Source organism: Maribacter spongiae (genome assembly GCF_047345125.1).
Taxonomy (GTDB): domain Bacteria; phylum Bacteroidota; class Bacteroidia; order Flavobacteriales; family Flavobacteriaceae; genus Maribacter.
Genome location: NZ_JBLFEQ010000001.1, coordinates 416,940 through 433,381, shown reverse-complemented (window position 1 = coordinate 433,381; position 16,442 = coordinate 416,940). Strand labels below are relative to the sequence as shown.

12 protein-coding genes are annotated in these 16,442 nt (G+C 41.0%); 9 read left to right on the top strand and 3 right to left on the bottom strand.

Features of this window, described 5'->3' with window-relative positions:
• Positions 1–78: 78 nt before the first annotated feature.
• Positions 79–1,089 (top strand): class 1 fructose-bisphosphatase, encoded by a 1,011-nt coding sequence (gene fbp, locus ACKWB9_RS02055; RefSeq protein WP_414001314.1) that lies wholly within the window; start codon positions 79–81, stop codon positions 1,087–1,089.
• Positions 1,090–1,213: 124 nt separating this feature from the next.
• Here the strand turns inward: fbp and ACKWB9_RS02050 are convergent, their stop codons facing one another.
• Positions 1,214–1,636 (bottom strand): tellurite resistance TerB family protein, encoded by a 423-nt coding sequence (locus ACKWB9_RS02050; protein WP_414001313.1) that lies wholly within the window; start codon positions 1,634–1,636, stop codon positions 1,214–1,216.
• Positions 1,637–2,198: 562 nt separating this feature from the next.
• On the opposite strand from ACKWB9_RS02050, the gene mfd reads away from it, so the two are divergent.
• From mfd to ACKWB9_RS02035, 3 genes are all read left to right on the top strand, one after another.
• Positions 2,199–5,522 (top strand): transcription-repair coupling factor, encoded by a 3,324-nt coding sequence (gene mfd, locus ACKWB9_RS02045; protein ID WP_414001312.1) that lies wholly within the window; start codon positions 2,199–2,201, stop codon positions 5,520–5,522.
• Positions 5,523–5,612: 90 nt separating this feature from the next.
• A complete protein-coding gene (locus ACKWB9_RS02040; RefSeq protein WP_414001311.1) occupies positions 5,613–6,320 on the top strand; it encodes a Dph6-related ATP pyrophosphatase in 708 nt (235 codons plus the stop codon).
• A gap of 233 nt (positions 6,321–6,553) precedes the next feature.
• A complete protein-coding gene (locus ACKWB9_RS02035) occupies positions 6,554–7,876 on the top strand; it encodes a TlpA family protein disulfide reductase (protein ID WP_414001310.1) in 1,323 nt (440 codons plus the stop codon).
• Positions 7,877–7,897: 21 nt separating this feature from the next.
• Here the strand turns inward: ACKWB9_RS02035 and ACKWB9_RS02030 are convergent, their stop codons facing one another.
• Complete coding sequence (locus ACKWB9_RS02030; RefSeq protein ID WP_414001309.1) at positions 7,898–8,557, bottom strand: aspartate kinase; 660 nt, start codon at positions 8,555–8,557, stop codon at positions 7,898–7,900.
• 89 nt (positions 8,558–8,646) lie between these two features.
• Positions 8,647–9,006, bottom strand: a complete 360-nt coding sequence (locus ACKWB9_RS02025; protein WP_414001308.1) for a YraN family protein — start codon at positions 9,004–9,006, stop codon at positions 8,647–8,649.
• Positions 9,007–9,193: 187 nt separating this feature from the next.
• On the opposite strand from ACKWB9_RS02025, the gene ACKWB9_RS02020 reads away from it, so the two are divergent.
• From ACKWB9_RS02020 to ACKWB9_RS02000, 5 genes are all read left to right on the top strand, one after another.
• Positions 9,194–10,687, top strand: a complete 1,494-nt coding sequence (locus ACKWB9_RS02020) for a DUF1800 domain-containing protein (RefSeq protein ID WP_414001307.1) — start codon at positions 9,194–9,196, stop codon at positions 10,685–10,687.
• An 8-nt stretch (positions 10,688–10,695) separates the two neighbouring features.
• Positions 10,696–12,399 (top strand): DUF1501 domain-containing protein, encoded by a 1,704-nt coding sequence (locus ACKWB9_RS02015; RefSeq protein ID WP_414001306.1) that lies wholly within the window; start codon positions 10,696–10,698, stop codon positions 12,397–12,399.
• A gap of 124 nt (positions 12,400–12,523) precedes the next feature.
• Positions 12,524–14,623: a methionine--tRNA ligase gene (gene metG, locus ACKWB9_RS02010; protein ID WP_414001305.1), complete on the top strand. Its 2,100-nt coding sequence runs from the start codon at positions 12,524–12,526 to the stop codon at positions 14,621–14,623.
• A gap of 224 nt (positions 14,624–14,847) precedes the next feature.
• The gene (locus ACKWB9_RS02005; RefSeq protein ID WP_414001304.1) at positions 14,848–15,681 is read left to right on the top strand and encodes a phosphatase PAP2 family protein; all 834 of its coding nucleotides are present in this window, start codon (positions 14,848–14,850) and stop codon (positions 15,679–15,681) included.
• A 143-nt stretch (positions 15,682–15,824) separates the two neighbouring features.
• Complete coding sequence (locus ACKWB9_RS02000; RefSeq protein ID WP_414001303.1) at positions 15,825–16,439, top strand: hypothetical protein; 615 nt, start codon at positions 15,825–15,827, stop codon at positions 16,437–16,439.
• Positions 16,440–16,442 lie beyond the last annotated feature (3 nt).

The window sequence follows — 16,442 nt, the reverse complement described above, 5'->3', positions numbered from 1 at the left end:
AAAAACGAATATAAAACGAAAGGACATAGTTTCACAAAATACCCGATATTTGTGCTTTAAAACCAACATGAAATATCAATGACAGCTAAGCAAAATCAGACTTTAGGAGAGTTTATTATTGAAAACCAGGCCTCCTTTCAGTATTCCTCGGGCGAACTTTCAAAGCTTATCAACGCCATTCGTTTAGCGGCCAAAGTCGTAAATCATGAGGTAAACAAAGCAGGTCTCATAGATATTTTGGGTACGGCGGGCGATACCAATGTCCAAGGTGAAGACCAGCAGAAATTGGATGTTTTTGCCAATGAAAAATTTATTCGAACATTAAAGAATCGGGAAATCGTTTGCGGTATCGCTTCCGAGGAAGAAGATGATTTCATTACCATAAACAGTAATGATGAAAAGCACCAGAATAAATACGTTGTCCTGATAGATCCTTTGGACGGCTCCTCCAATATTGATGTAAATGTATCCGTAGGTACCATTTTTTCTATCTATCGCAGGGTAACACCTATTGGAACACCGGTAACCCTGGAAGACTTCTTACAGCCCGGCCATAAGCAGGTCGCTGCCGGTTATGTAGTATATGGCACATCTACCATGTTGGTCTATACGACCGGTGACGGTGTAAACGGGTTTACGCTGAACCCTGCATTGGGAACGTTCTATTTATCCCATCCCAACATGCAGTTTCCCGAGACCGGAAAAATATATTCCGTAAACGAAGGAAACTATATTCATTTTCATCAAGGGGTCAAGGACTACATCAAATATTGCCAGCAAGAAGAAGGGGACAGACCTTATACCTCCAGATATATCGGTTCCCTGGTATCCGATTTTCATAGAAATATGATCAAGGGCGGTATTTATATGTACCCAAAAAGCAGTATTACCGAAAGCGGTAAACTCCGGTTGCTTTACGAGTGCAATCCAATGGCCTTTTTGGCAGAACAGGCCAATGGTCTGGCCATTGACGGCAAAACCAGTATTTTGGATATTGAACCTACTGAATTACATCAAAGAGTTCCCTTTTTCTGTGGAAGCCGAAAAATGGTCCAAAAACTCCAGGAATTTTTAAATAAGTATCATTAAAAAAGAATTTTGAATTCTTTTTCAGCATTTATAAGGCAAAAGACTCATATAAACTTTTTATTCGGCCCGACACAAAATCAATAATTTCGCCTTAACCCTAAAAGTTTAAATAGATTCAAAATGATCAGCGTTCCAAAAGATACTTATAATCATCAAAATTTATCTTACCGCTAAAAATAGCAATAGAGCGTTCTATTACTGTATGGGCATGCTCGCCCGAGAATCCAAGACCAATGGCATATCGCTTCACCAACACCATTTCCTCATCGTCGATCACGTGATCTACAAAAACAATACGGAAAAGGTCATATAATCTTTCCAAACGTTTTTCCGAATTCACGGGAGGCTCGATCGGATATTTATTCTCCGGGTTCATCACCTCCTTATATTCAGTTTCGGAAATATTCAATTTTCTTGCAAAACTATCCAAAAGCCGCCGCTCCTCCTCGTTCACCATACCATCCGAGACGGCCAACGTTGCCATGGCCGCAAAATGGGCTAAATTCCTTTTGTGCTCGGGATTTCCGTATAAATCTGTAAATGACATAAATCGTGTTTAAAAATAGGACACAAATATAATTTTTTTAGAGGTCTTTGCAGACTATCCCCATAATTATTTTGGCGTTCCCTTTACTCCGAAAATTATCGGGTAAAGGTCGTGCTTTCCACTACAAATCCTCGTACGGCTCCCGACTATCATCGAGAGCCATACTCCGGGTTTTTCGTTGCAATCACTAACGCGAACAAGACCACAGGATTTAGCGGGATTTCGCAACTTGGTACAGCTATAAAATCGCTTTCGGAAATAAAAAAACCAAGACCTGTTAAACTATATGTCGGATCATAAAAGTTCTCTTTGACAAAAAGAAAAGAACATCTTAAAAAGACCGGGGCAAAAATGTAAAACTTCTTTTGCCAACCTCTTAACTAGAAGGTATCTTTGCAGTTCAAAAAAAATCCCGAAAAAAAATCGGGATTAGTCCGGTCACCTGATCTAAACGAACCTTCTAAGATTAAGGTTTACAGATTACGGCGGCCTTATTAAAATATAACGGTTGACGCATTCCTCCATTCAACAACTGTTTTCACAATCTCCCAAAACCGGGAAATTGAAGGATTCTATTGCCTATTCCGACCCTTCGGGTATTTCAAAAATCCAGACAAAGGGCCTTGTAGGTTCATCCCTCTCTTTTGTTTTGGCAGATGCATTTCAAAATACGGAAACACCGTTTCTCTTAATTTTTAACGATAAGGAAGAGGCTGCTTACTATTTGAACGATCTGGAACAGCTTATCGGGGAAAAAGACGTCCTTTTCTATCCGGGCAGTTACCGCAGGCCCTACCAGATCGAGGAGACCGATAATGCCAATGTACTCCTAAGGGCAGAAGTGCTTAACCGCATCAATTCCAGAAAAAGACCGGCTATAATCGTTACCTATCCAGATGCACTTTTTGAAAAAGTGGTCACCCGCAGGGAGCTGGAAAAGAACACCCTCAAAATAAAATTGGAAGATACCCTTTCGCTCGATTTTCTGAACGAAGTACTTTTCGAGTACAAATTCCAACGGGTAGACTTTGTAACGGAACCCGGGGAATTTTCCGTTCGGGGCGGTATTGTGGACGTATTTTCTTTCTCCCATGACCAACCTTACCGTATCGAGTTTTTTGGGGACGAGGTGGACAGCATTAGAACTTTTGATGTAGAAACGCAACTATCTACCGAAAAGGTTAAAAAAATCACCATCATTCCCAATGTAGCGGATAAATTTTTAGAGGAAAAACGCGAAAGTTTTTTAAAATATATCGCTCCTAAAACTGTAGTTTTTGCTAAAAATACAAGCCTGCTTTTTGGAAGATTGGACGATTTTTTCAGCAAGGCGAAGGAAACTTTTAAAAAACTGTCCAAGGAAATAAAACATGCCCGGCCAGAAGAACTTTTTTTGAATGCCGAAGCTTTTAACGCACAATTGAACGACTTCCCATTGATCTCTTTTGGAATTTCCGATCCGGCCAATGCCCAAAACAAGATCGTCGAATTCAATACCAGACCCCAACCTTCTTTCAACAAGAAGTTTGACCTGCTCATTGATGACCTTACCGAAAACCATTCCAACGGATATTCCAATTATATATTCTGTGCATCGGAACAACAGGCAAAGCGGTTCCATGACATTTTTGAGGAAGTAGATCGGCAAATCCATTACAAGACGATCGTTTTTCCGCTATATCAAGGTTTTATTGATAACGACCTTAAGATAGTCTGCTATACGGACCATCAGATTTTTGAGCGTTATCACAAATTCCATTTGAAAAATGGTTATGCCAAAAAGCAGGCCATCACGCTAAAAGAACTCAACAAACTGGAAATCGGGGATTATGTTACCCATATAGACCACGGTATCGGAAAGTTTGGCGGACTTCAAAAAATAGATGTCGAGGGGAAAAAGCAGGAAGCCATAAAATTAATGTACGGCGAACGGGACATACTCTATGTAAGCATTCATGCCCTTCACAAAATATCCAAGTTCAACGGTAAGGACGGTGCTCCGCCAAAAATCTACAAACTAGGTTCCGGTGCCTGGAAAAAAATCAAGGACAAGACCAAATCCCGTGTCAAGAAAATTGCCTTCGACCTTATAAAGATCTATGCAAAAAGGCGATTGGAAAAAGGGTTCCGATACGATCCGGACAGCTACTTACAGAACGAACTGGAAGCCTCTTTTATCTATGAGGACACCCCAGACCAAAGCAAGGCGACCGAGGACATTAAAAAAGACATGGAAAGTGAACGGCCTATGGACCGGCTCATTTGCGGGGACGTGGGTTTTGGAAAGACGGAAGTGGCCATTCGTGCCGCTTTTAAAGCTGTAGACAACGGCAAGCAAGTGGCCGTTTTGGTACCCACTACCATTTTGGCCTTTCAGCATCATAGAACCTTTGGCAAACGTTTAAAAGATATGCCGGTAAACGTGGATTACCTGAACAGGTTCCGAACGGCAAAGGAACGCAGGGAAACCCTGGAAAGATTGGAAGCCGGCAAAGTAGATATTATCATTGGAACCCACCAATTGGTCAATAAAAATGTAAAATTCAAGGACCTGGGACTTCTGATCGTGGATGAAGAGCAGAAATTTGGGGTGGCCGTCAAGGATAAATTAAAATCCATCAAAGAGAACGTAGATGTCCTTACGCTCACTGCCACTCCCATTCCCCGAACACTTCAATTTAGTTTAATGGCCGCCAGGGACCTCTCGGTCATAACTACGCCCCCACCGAACAGGTATCCTATTGAAAGTCAGGTTATCCAATTTAACGAAGAAACGGTTCGTGATGCCGTAACTTATGAAATTCAGCGTGGCGGGCAAGTTTTTTTTATTCATAACCGCATAGAGAATATCAAAGAAGTTGCCGGCATGATCCAGCGTTTAGTCCCGGATGCCAAAATAGGTATTGGCCATGGGCAAATGGAAGGCAAAAAACTGGAAAGCTTAATGCTACGTTTTATCAATGGAGAGTTTGATGTACTGGTCTCCACCACAATTGTTGAAAGTGGGCTGGATGTAACCAATGCCAATACCATTTTTATCAACAACGCCAATAATTTTGGTCTCAGCGACCTACACCAAATGCGGGGGCGTGTTGGGCGAAGCAACAAAAAGGCTTTCTGTTATTTTATAACCCCGCCCTATGCTGCAATGACCACCGATGCCCGTAAAAGAATCGAAGCATTGGAGCAATTTACGGAACTGGGAAGCGGATTTAATATTGCGATGAAGGATTTGGAGATTCGAGGTGCGGGAGATCTGTTGGGCGGCGAGCAGAGTGGATTCATCAACGAAATAGGATTTGAGACCTATCAGAAAATATTGGCAGAGGCCATTGAGGAACTCAAAGAAAACGAGTTTAAGGAACTGTATGAGGAGGTAGAGGGCAAGACCGATAAAATCTTTGTAAAGGAAACCCAAATAGATTCCGACTTTGAACTGCTCTTCCCGGATGATTATATCAATAACATTACAGAACGCTTAACACTCTACACCCATTTAAACCAGGTAAAAAACGAAAAAGGCCTTCAAAAATTTGAAAAGGAACTGGTAGATCGCTTTGGGGAACTACCATCGCAAGCTGTGGACCTGCTCAATTCCGTACGTATTAAATGGATCGCCAATGGCATTGGTCTGGAAAGAATAATCATGAAAAAAGGGAAACTGATCGGTTATTTTATTGCGGACCAGCAATCGGATTTTTACCAAAGCCCGGCATTTACCAAAGTGCTACAATTTGTGCAGCATAACCCCGGACATTGTAAAATGAAGGAAAAACAAACCCGTAATGGGTTACGATTATTATTGACCTTTGAAGGAATTGCCAATGTAGAAAAGGGATTAACGGCATTAGAACCATTTCGGGAAAAAGCCAAGGTAGCCCTCTAGATCAGATTTAGATTTCCCACAGGGGATTCTCTGGAAGAAGTTGCAAAATCGATATAACAAAAACACCCTTAAAAACAATATTTTAGACCTGTGGCCCAAAAACCAAAAACTTATTTCAATTGGAGTTCCGGCAAAGATTCCGCATTGGCACTTTATCATATACTGCAACAAGGTCAATTTAAAATTGATCGTTTATTGACCACGATTAACGCCCATTACAATAGGGTTTCTATGCACGGCCTAAGAAAAGAGGTCCTAGAGGCCCAAACCGCAGCGATCGGTATACCGCTCGATATTCTGGAAGTGCCCGAAAACCCCAGTATGGAGGACTACAATATCTTAATGGGCCATAAAATGGAGCAATTAAAATCAGCAGGGTATTCACATACCGTTTTTGGTGATATTTTTTTGGAAGACCTAAAAAAATATAGAGAGCAAATGCTTTCACCCCACAATATCAAGGCCATTTTTCCTATATGGAAAAAAGATACACGTTTGCTTATTCAAGAATTTTTAGCATTAGGATTTAGAGCGGTCATTGTATGTATAGATAATTCAAAATTGGAGAACTCATTTCTAGGTCAAGAGCTATCGTTGGAACTTATAGATAAACTGCCTCAAAATGTTGACTCCTGTGGTGAAAATGGAGAGTTCCATACGTTCTGTTTTGACGGCCCTATTTTTAATGCTCCCATTGCACACGAAATTGGGCCAACAATTTTTAAGACTTATGACAATCCATCGGATAAAAAGAATCCGATTCAGTTTGGATTTTGTGACGTTGTACTCAAAACCTGAGATTTCCCGCATTCGTTCGAAATGACCAAAAAATACCAATCGTCATTTCAAAGAAACAAAGCACGGGCAACGAGAAATCCGGGAACATCGTTACAAATCTGCCAAAAGCAGCTAAAAAAACCGTTAAGTTACATGCTTATCGTAAAAGCAACGGTACTATCTTTGTAGCGGCCAACAGGTTTGATAGCCCAAGAAACCTTACATTTGGCTTAGTTTTTGAACCTTGTTATTTTATGAAGTCCCTTTATTCTATAATCGCTTTTTTCTCGTTGTTCGTACTCAACGCACAACATACCATTTCGGGCAATTTTCACCCTGCAAAGGATTTTAGATGGCTAATGGCCTATGAACTTACTTCCGGTGGTCAACGCTATGTAACGAATACTGCGGTAAAGAATGGGTACTTTAAAATGAAACTCCCCACAAATGCGGTAAAAGGCACTTACCGCCTTGTTTATGCCGTACCACAGGATGAATGTTATATTGACGTACTTTATAACGGACAGGAAGATATTGAGCTCAATTTTGATTTGGAAGAAGGAGTACATTTTGTCAAATCCGAGGAAAACAAATTATTGAACGACTATTTTACAAAAATCAGTACCGTAGAAAATAAGCTTTTTGATTTTTATCAAAATGGAAAAACGGCCAAGAATGAGTTTATGGCCATAACAAAAGAGCTATCGGACACTCAATCTACTATGGAGGCCATACAGAAGCAATCTATGGCCCATCAATTTATAGTTTCCAACAAACCCTATGTTCCGGATGGTTTTGAATCTGTAGAAACGTATCTATCCAATAAAAAACTTCATTATTTTGATGCAATCGATATGAATAATGGGGTTTTACAGGCTTCAAACTTTCTATCGGACAAGATTACCCATTATGTGTTCTCCGCCCTATCTCCCGACCTGGCTTCCCAAGCTGCTATGGAGGCCGAAATAAATACCAATGTGGATACCGTAAAAGAGAAGGCGGGGACCACACCGGAAGACTTCCAAATTGCAATTTTTTATACCCTTTGGAAATTGGCCAATGATAATAACTTAAATAATGTAGCAGATTACATTTATGCATCCAATCTTAAAAATTTGGCCCTTAAAGCAGGTAAACATGAAATGGCCAATGAAATTGAAACGACTACAAGGTTGAGAATGGGTGAAAAATCCCCGGAAATAACCTGGGAGAAAAACGGTGTAACAAAAACGCTGTCCGGTCTAGAAACGGCAGACCATTATATTTTGATTTTCTGGAGCAGTACGTGTTCCCATTGCCTAACAGAACTCCCTCCTTTACATAAGGAGCTTCAAAAACGGCAAAACATAAAAGTAGTTGCGATAGGCCTTGAGAGTGATCAGGAAAACTGGGTAAAAGAATCGGCCAAATTCCCATTCTTTGAACACGCCATTGCCCTTAAAAAATGGGAAAGCGAATACGCCAAACTCTTTGCCGTTCATAAAACACCCACCTATTTCATTTTGGACCGGGACAAGCGTTTTACGGCCAAACCGGAATCTGATAAAGAAGTGGTAGCGTATTTAGAAAATAAGTAAAGTACTTCTGCAAAAATTAGGCTAAAGCGATTTTAAATCCTTAATGGTCTTAAAGGCAACATCTACCTGATCGTCATTGACCAAAATGGTAAATTCATTAGTCGTGGAAATGACTTCATAAAGTACAATGCCTTCCCATGCCAATCGTTGAAAGATGAAATAATAGATTCCCGGAACCGATACATTTTCGGCAGGCAACTTTACCGTAATCGAAGAAAGGTTGTCCGCTTTTTGGGTACATTTTTCACTTTCGAACAATTCCTCAACGGTATCGTCCATAATGTCGCTTATAACAATATTGATCTCATTTACCCCTCTGGAAGAAGTGTAGAATATATCCTGGTTGTTGTTTATCGCCTCTAGCAACTTGGCCTGTTTTACCAAAATATCATCGGATGCCAAAAAAGTATAATCGGTAAGAGAGGAGCGCACCGTTATTTCTCCAATGTTCTTAAGGACCTTAATGATCTTATGGGTAGCCCTAAACTCCAAATCGTCCGAAAGACGTTTAAGCGCCATGACAATGGCACCGTTACGAATATCTTTTCCAAGTTCTTCCTCAATTTCCGGCCTAACGATTCTGGATAAAGAGGTAAGGTTGATAATTCCCTGCGCCAAAGCGCTCTGGAGAAAAGGCTTTTTTTTAATGTACTGTTCTACGACTGATGAGATTGTTTTCATTCTATAGGAGGTTGACGCCACAAATATAACAACTTGTTATAAATAAAACAAAATGTTTGGAAGATTAATCCAGTAATTTAATAGGGTTTTCAAAAATGATAGAATGCATTCTCCAAATGTTCCAGTTCAAAACGATTTTTATTCTTTAAAATGGTAATGATATCAAAACGCACCTCCACCTGTATATCGGCCTTATTTACATAATGATCGGCCGCCATCACCAATAGTTTTATCTTCTTGGGAGTAACGGTATCGGCTATATTTTCCAAAAAATCCGAACTTCTGGAGCGAACCTCCACAATGGCCAAAATATCTTCTTTTTGGGCAATTATATCTATTTCGGCCTTTAAATAACGGTAATTCCTATAACAAATGGCATAGCCTTTTTTTGCCAGAAAATCTACCGCTATTTGTTCTCCTTCCTTACCAAATTCATTATGTTTTCCCATAAAATTGCTCTAAAACCATGCAGTTCATCGAAAATACAGGCAACTTGGCGGATTTTTCAAAATTTAGCACGTACTTTCGAGTGTCAGTTAACGAAAATAATCGGATTAATTATACTAACCCAAATTTCGTTACGTTAAATAGAAGCCCCAACTCTATGAACGTATTTACTAACGCCCATAAAAGACTATGGAATATTTCATTAATTGTAATACTTCTACTCTTGCACCTTATAACGCTCCCTTAGATCAGACCAGAGCTTCGCATTTGTACAGAAGATTAGGATTTAGTGCATCCGTTGACACCATCAATCAAGCCGTAGGACAAAATGCGGGCACCCTTGTGGATGCCTTGGTAGATGAAGCCTTGAATATGGCCCCGTTACCCGCTCCCACCTGGGCCGATTGGACCAATGCGGACTATCCCGCCGACGAAGATGCCGCAAGGCAACTGCGAAATCAACAGTTTGCCCAGTTTAGATTGGACTATGCCAATGGCATGCTGAACAACAACCTCCGTGACCGGCTAAGCTTCTTTTGGAGCAATCACCTTGTAACGGAATATGATGTTTATGACTGCAACTCCTTTTTATACTACTATATAAATTGCCTACAGCGAAATGCCATTGGCAATTTTAGAACATTTGTCAGTGAAATTGGTTTGACCAGTGCCATGCTCTATTATTTGGACGGCGTATATAACAACGGTAACAATCCCAACGAGAACTATGCCCGTGAACTGTACGAGCTTTTTACATTGGGAGAGGGCAATGGTTATACGGAACAGGATATCATAGAAACGGCCAAGGCATTGAGCGGTTATGTAGAACGTGGAGAAGAAGGCTGTACCCAAGTGACTTTTAATCCCGAAAGGCACAATACCGATGCCAAGACTATATTAGGACAAACCGGAAATTGGGGTTATGATGATGTCATCAATATTCTTTTCCAAGAAAGACCTAATGAAATAGCGGAATTCATATGCAGAAAACTGTATGAATTTTTTGTGCACCCGGATTCCAAGGATGATGCCGGCAATGCACAGATCATAATTTCCGGTATGGCCACTACTTTTGTTTCCAACAATTTTGAATTGGCCCCCGTTTTAAGACAATTATTCAAAAGCGAGCATTTTTTTGATGATGAGGCCATTGGCGTAATCATCAAGAGCCCGTTCGACTTCTATTTCAATACATTAAAGGAAATCGGTTTTACCTATACGGATACCACAGTAGATGAAATGGTAAACTATAGCCGATTGTTGAGCCAGGAGCTGTTTGATCCTGTTGATGTGGCCGGATGGCAACGAGATCGGACATGGATCAATACCAATTTTATTATTGGCCGTTGGCTGACCATTGAAAGTATGTTGGAGGCTTTCTACCAGGCCGATAATGAACAATTCAGGACATTGGGTCTGGCAATTACCGGAAATATTGGATTAACAAGCAGTAATCCCGATGAAGTATCTAGACCTATTATTGATTTTTTCCTTCCCAAAGGTCTTTTGGACCAGGGAGAGTATGATAAAGCCTATACCATATTTAGGAGCGATGTAGACGATGTTTACTATGAAGGCGGAAATCAAGAATCATGGACTTTGGCCACTTGGCAACAGGCCCCTTTTCAGGTGTATTTGTTACTACAATACCTGGCCAGACAACCTGAATTTCAACTAAAATAATACCTACTATGTGCTATACACATCACCACAATACACCTCACAAAGGCTTGGAACACGAAGGCCACGATCAGGAACATCAAATTTGGAGCCGTCGCTCTTTCTTACAGGCCTTGGGCATAGCCGGTTCCGGCTCTATGATGCTCGGCACCAATATGCTAACGGCTTCCGCACCTTCCCCGTTATCGGCAGGTATTGCGGATGCGGAAACGGACAATATTCTAATATTGATACGCCTTTCCGGTGGAAACGACGGATTGAGTACCGTTATTCCCATGGAACAATACGACGATTATGCGAATGCAAGGCCCAATATCTATATTCCTGAAAGTAAGGTTTTAAAATTGACCGATGAATTTGGCGTACCTTCCTATATGGGTGCCCTGGAACCCATGTGGGGCGAAGGGCAATTTAAAGCCGTTCATGGTGTAGGCTATGAAGGCCAAAGCCTTTCCCATTTTACCGGATCGGACATCTATGCCAATACCGATTTGACCACAACAGGTTTTAGTGGTTTAAATACCGGATGGATGGGCAGACATTTTGAAAACTGTTTTCCCAACTACTTAATGGAACCGCCTCCAGCACCGGCCGCCATACAAATAGGCCAGTTCGGGAGCTTGGTATTCCAGGGAGAAGAAACCAATTACGCCTTTGTGACCTCCAATATCAATCAGTTAGAGGAAATTGCGGAGTCCGGTGTAGTATATGGTTTGGACGATGCCCTGTTCAATGACTGTATGTACGGTGATCAATTAAAATTTTTAAGAGGAGTGGCCAACACTACTTATGAATATTCCGGCCTGATCCATGAAGCCTATGAAAGAGGACAAAATCAGGTAGAATATCAAGACAACGGTTTTGCAAGGCAATTGGCATTGTTGGCCAGATTGATAAAAGGAAACCTGGGTACCAAAGTATATATGATCTCTATGGGAGGTTTTGATACCCATGGCAACCAGCCATTGGCCCATGAACGTTTAATGACAAACCTGTCCGTTGCCATAAACAATTTTTATGATGACCTGGGTTTTACCCAACAAGATGATAAGGTACTGAGTATGACCTTCTCGGAATTTGGACGTCGAATCTTTGAAAATGGCTCCAACGGTACAGATCATGGAAAAGCGGCACCTACCCTATTCTTCGGTTCGGGCTTAAATGGTAGTGCCTTTGTAGGGGACCACCCTACTTTGGACAATCCCGATGGCCGTGGAAACCTGGAATACACTATGGATTTTAGGGATTTATATGCCACCGTTCTGGCAGAATGGTTATGTGTGGACATTCCCTTGGTGGAACAACACCTGTTAGGACATCCCTATGCCCCGGTCAACCTCGGGTTCAACTGTAGCGGTATAGACTTTCCGGACATTGTTTATAGTGATGGTCCCGTGACCCCGCCAACACCACCGGGCGAAGATAGTACCGATCCAAATCCGGATTTATTGAATGCCATTGTGCACAAACCGTTCTATCCTACGGATGGCGCTCCCCATATTTACCTGGAAATGCCCTTTACGGCACAAGTGGATATTCAATTATACAATATTCTTGGACAACATGTAGGAACCGTCTATAATGAAATGATGCTAGAAGGTTCTACGGAAATCAATATACGAGAGCGCATGCCCAAGCATTTATCGACTGGTAAGTACATTTATCGTATAAGTGTACAGAACCAGAAGATGAGCAGGTCGGTCATGGTCGCCTAAACTGTTTCCCCACTATGTAACTTGACCTTCGGTCGTGCCTTTTTGGCACACCGAAGGTTTTCTTTTGTAATTGAGGGATTCCGCCCTTCTAAAAATCTTTATTTTTGTAGCTTAATTTATTTTGATGTCTATAAAAACCTCACCTTCTCGATATACCATAACCGCTGCACTGCCATACACAAATGGCCCTATCCATATTGGTCATTTGGCCGGCGTATATGTCCCGGCCGATATTTATGCACGTTATTTAAGAATAACGGGGAAAGACATCATCTTTATTTGTGGTAGCGATGAACACGGTGTAGCCATTTCAATGAAGGCCAAAAAGGAAAGGGTTTCCCCAAAAGACGTCATTGATAAATACCATGGGATCATAAAGCGGTCCTTTGCCGATTTTGGAATTTCCTTTGATAATTATTCCAGGACCTCCGCTCCCGTTCATCACGAAACGGCCTCCGATTTTTTTATAAAATTATATGAACAGGGTGATTTTATCGAAGAGACCACGGCGCAGTTATATGACGAGAAAGCCGAGCAATTTCTGGCCGATCGCTTTGTTGTGGGAACCTGTCCAAAATGTGGAAATGAAGAAGCGTATGGGGACCAATGCGAAAATTGTGGATCCTCTTTAAATGCGACCGATCTCATTAATCCAAAATCAACGATTACCGGAACAATTCCCATTACAAAAGAGACCACACACTGGTTCCTTCCTTTGGACCGTTATGAGGATTTTCTAAGAAAATGGATTTTAGAAGACCATAAGAATGATTGGAAGCCCAATGTGTACGGTCAATGCAAATCATGGATAGATGGCGGTCTGGAACCCAGGGCCGTGACCCGTGATCTAGACTGGGGCATTCCCGTTCCCGTTAAAGGAGGCGAAGGAAAAGTATTGTACGTCTGGTTTGACGCCCCCATCGGGTATGTGTCTTCCACAAAGGAATGGGCAGTGCGCGAAGGAAAAGATTGGGAACCCTATTGGAAGGACAAGGATACCAAATTGCTTCATTTTATAGGCAAGGACAACATTGTCTTTCATTGTATCATCTTCCCTTCGATCTTAAAAGCCCATGGGGATTACATCCTTCCCGAAAACGTGCCGGCCAATGAGTTTTTAAACCTTGAGGGGAACAAACTTTCCACTTCCAAAAACTGGGCCGTATGGCTGCATGAGTATTTATCGGATTTTCCTAACATGCAGGATGTATTGCGATACACCTTGACCGCAAACGCCCCGGAAACAAAGGACAATGATTTTACCTGGAAAGACTTTCAGGCCAGGAACAACAATGAACTGGTAGCTATTTTTGGAAATTTTGTGAACCGTGTGGTAGTCTTAACACAAAAGTATTACGGTGGACAGGTACCACCTGCGGGAAATCTATTAAAAATAGATACGGATACCCTTGAAGAATTACGAAAATTCCCAAAAATCATTACTTCTTCCTTAGACCGTTATAGGTTTAGGGAAGCGAGCCAGGAATTAATGAACTTGGCCCGTTTGGGAAATAAGTATTTGGCCGATGAAGAACCCTGGAAAGTCATAAAACAAGATGAGGAACGGGTAAAGACTATTATGTACGTGGCTTTACAGATCGTTACCGGTTTAGCGATCCTAAGTGAACCCTTTCTCCCTTTTACATCGGAAAAACTCAAAAGCATCCTGGCCATCGGGTCGAGTGGGATGGCGACCTCTTGGAATGAAGTCTCAACCAAAGAAACCTTACTTCCTACCGGTCATCAAATCAATAAAGCGGAACTCCTTTTTAGAAAAATAGAGGATAAGGAAATACAAGCACAATTGGATAAATTGGAAGCCGTAAAAAAAGCGAACGAATACGAAAACAAAACGATCATGCCACAAAAAGATACCATAACTTTTGATGATTTTTCTAAATTGGATATACGTGTAGGTACCATAGTTGAAGCGGAAAAAATGGCCAAGACAAAAAAATTATTGGTCTTAAAAGTAGATACCGGTCTGGACACGCGAACTATAGTTTCCGGTATTGCGGAAAGTTTTTCCCCGGAAGAGATTATAGGCAAAAAAGTAACGGTCCTGATAAATCTCGCCCCAAGGGCCTTGCGGGGTGTTGAAAGCGAGGGCATGATCCTTATGACGGAAAATGCGGAAGGTCAATTGGTTTTTGTAAACCCCGATACTTCGGCCATATCAAGTACCGGAGAGAATGGAGTTGACAATGGATCCACGATCAGTTGATGTCTATTAAAACAGTCATTTCCCCCATCTGTCTATCAACACAAATAGCTCGGTCGTCATAAATCAAAATATACGGACATTCCCAACGTTTTAAAAAACAGAAAACATTCTCGCAATGATGTATTTTATATAAAAATTAAAGGAATCGTGTTCATTTAATGTATGGCCCGATTCTCAAAATGATTCTTTTATACTTAGATTTAGGCGATTTAAATGTACTTCCATTGAAATATTTCTTTTTATTACTTCTTTTTACCACCTACGCTATCAACGGACAAAGCATAAAAACGGATTCCATTACTACACGATGGGAAATGTTCGCCTATGATATGGGCAATGTTCTTAAAGGAGTGGGACATTCCTATACAAGGCCATTACATTGGCAAGGCAGGGATTGGGCAACCTTTGGTTATACCATAGGAGGCACGGGTCTCGCCTATCTAGTAGATACGCCCGTAAACGATTACTTTGGTGGGATTAAGGACGACGTTCCCAAAGTAATCCGTGATTATGGTTTCAAATATGGCAGCCCAACGAATAATTATATCATAACGGGGCTTGTATACCTGACGGGGCTGACAACTAAAAATGAGAAACTGAGACGAACCGGGGTGCTGTTAGTTTCTTCCGCATCCTCTGCCGGTCTGTTGCAACAAATACTAAAATCGGTCGTAGGAAGGGCCAGGCCGTTAAGCGGTTTAAATAAAGATACATATAATCCATTCTGGTCGGGGGACAAGGATTTTCATTCCTTTCCCTCCGGCCATACCGTATTGGCCATGACCAATGCCCATGCCATTGCAAAGCAGTTCAAGAACATATGGGTCAAAACGGGAGTTTATACTTTGGGTGCCATTCCCGCTATTTCAAGATTATGGGAAGGTAAACATTGGTTTTCCGATGTGGTACTGGGTGCCGCTATTAGTATTTTTACCGTTGAATCCATTGATCGTTATTTGGATTCCAAATACGATAAAAAATACAATGACAACCCAAAGAAATTAAGTTGGAACCTTAATTTTGGGCCGGGGCAGGTTGGACTTAATATACGGTTCTGAACTTAACGATCCAAAAATGGATAAAATTTGTTTAGAAAAAGTGCAAATAAATACCTTTTGAGCGTGTTCAATTAGAGATAATATAGAATTTCGTTTAAACCCGTTCAAAACAAAAGTCATGTAAATCAACCTAAAACCAAATTATGAGATATTTAATTTTTCTTTTTTCGTGTTCCTTTCTTTTGCCCATTGGAACTACTTCCATTTCCGCCCAAAAGTACAAGGCACTTGATGGCACTATCAAAAACCTAAAAGGTATTACCAGTTATAACTTGGTCTTTGATTATTCCGATCTTGAAATTCCAAAATATGACTCCGAAGAGGATTTTTTAGTGGATAAAATGCAGAAACGAGAAGAAAAAGAAGCCGGTCTAGGGGAAAAATTCAAGAAATCCTGGTTTTCGGATAGGGAAGAATTCTATGAACCAAAATTTATAACATCTTTTAACAAACGTTTTGATGGAACCATTAAAGTAGGTAAGGATTTGAACGGTGCCGAATACACTATACTAATACATACTAATTTGATTTATGCAGGTTACAATGTGGGGGTGTGGAGGCAAAATGCCAAAATTGATGCTACCATAACTGTTTACGGGACCACCGATCCAAATACTATTATCTATTCGGGAAAATATATAGATGTTCCTGGTTCTGGTGCCATGGGTTATGATTACAATTCTGGGTATCGTATTTCAGAAGCGTATGCCAAACTTGCAAAATCGTTCGCTACATTAATAAGGAAAAAGGCGAAGTAACCT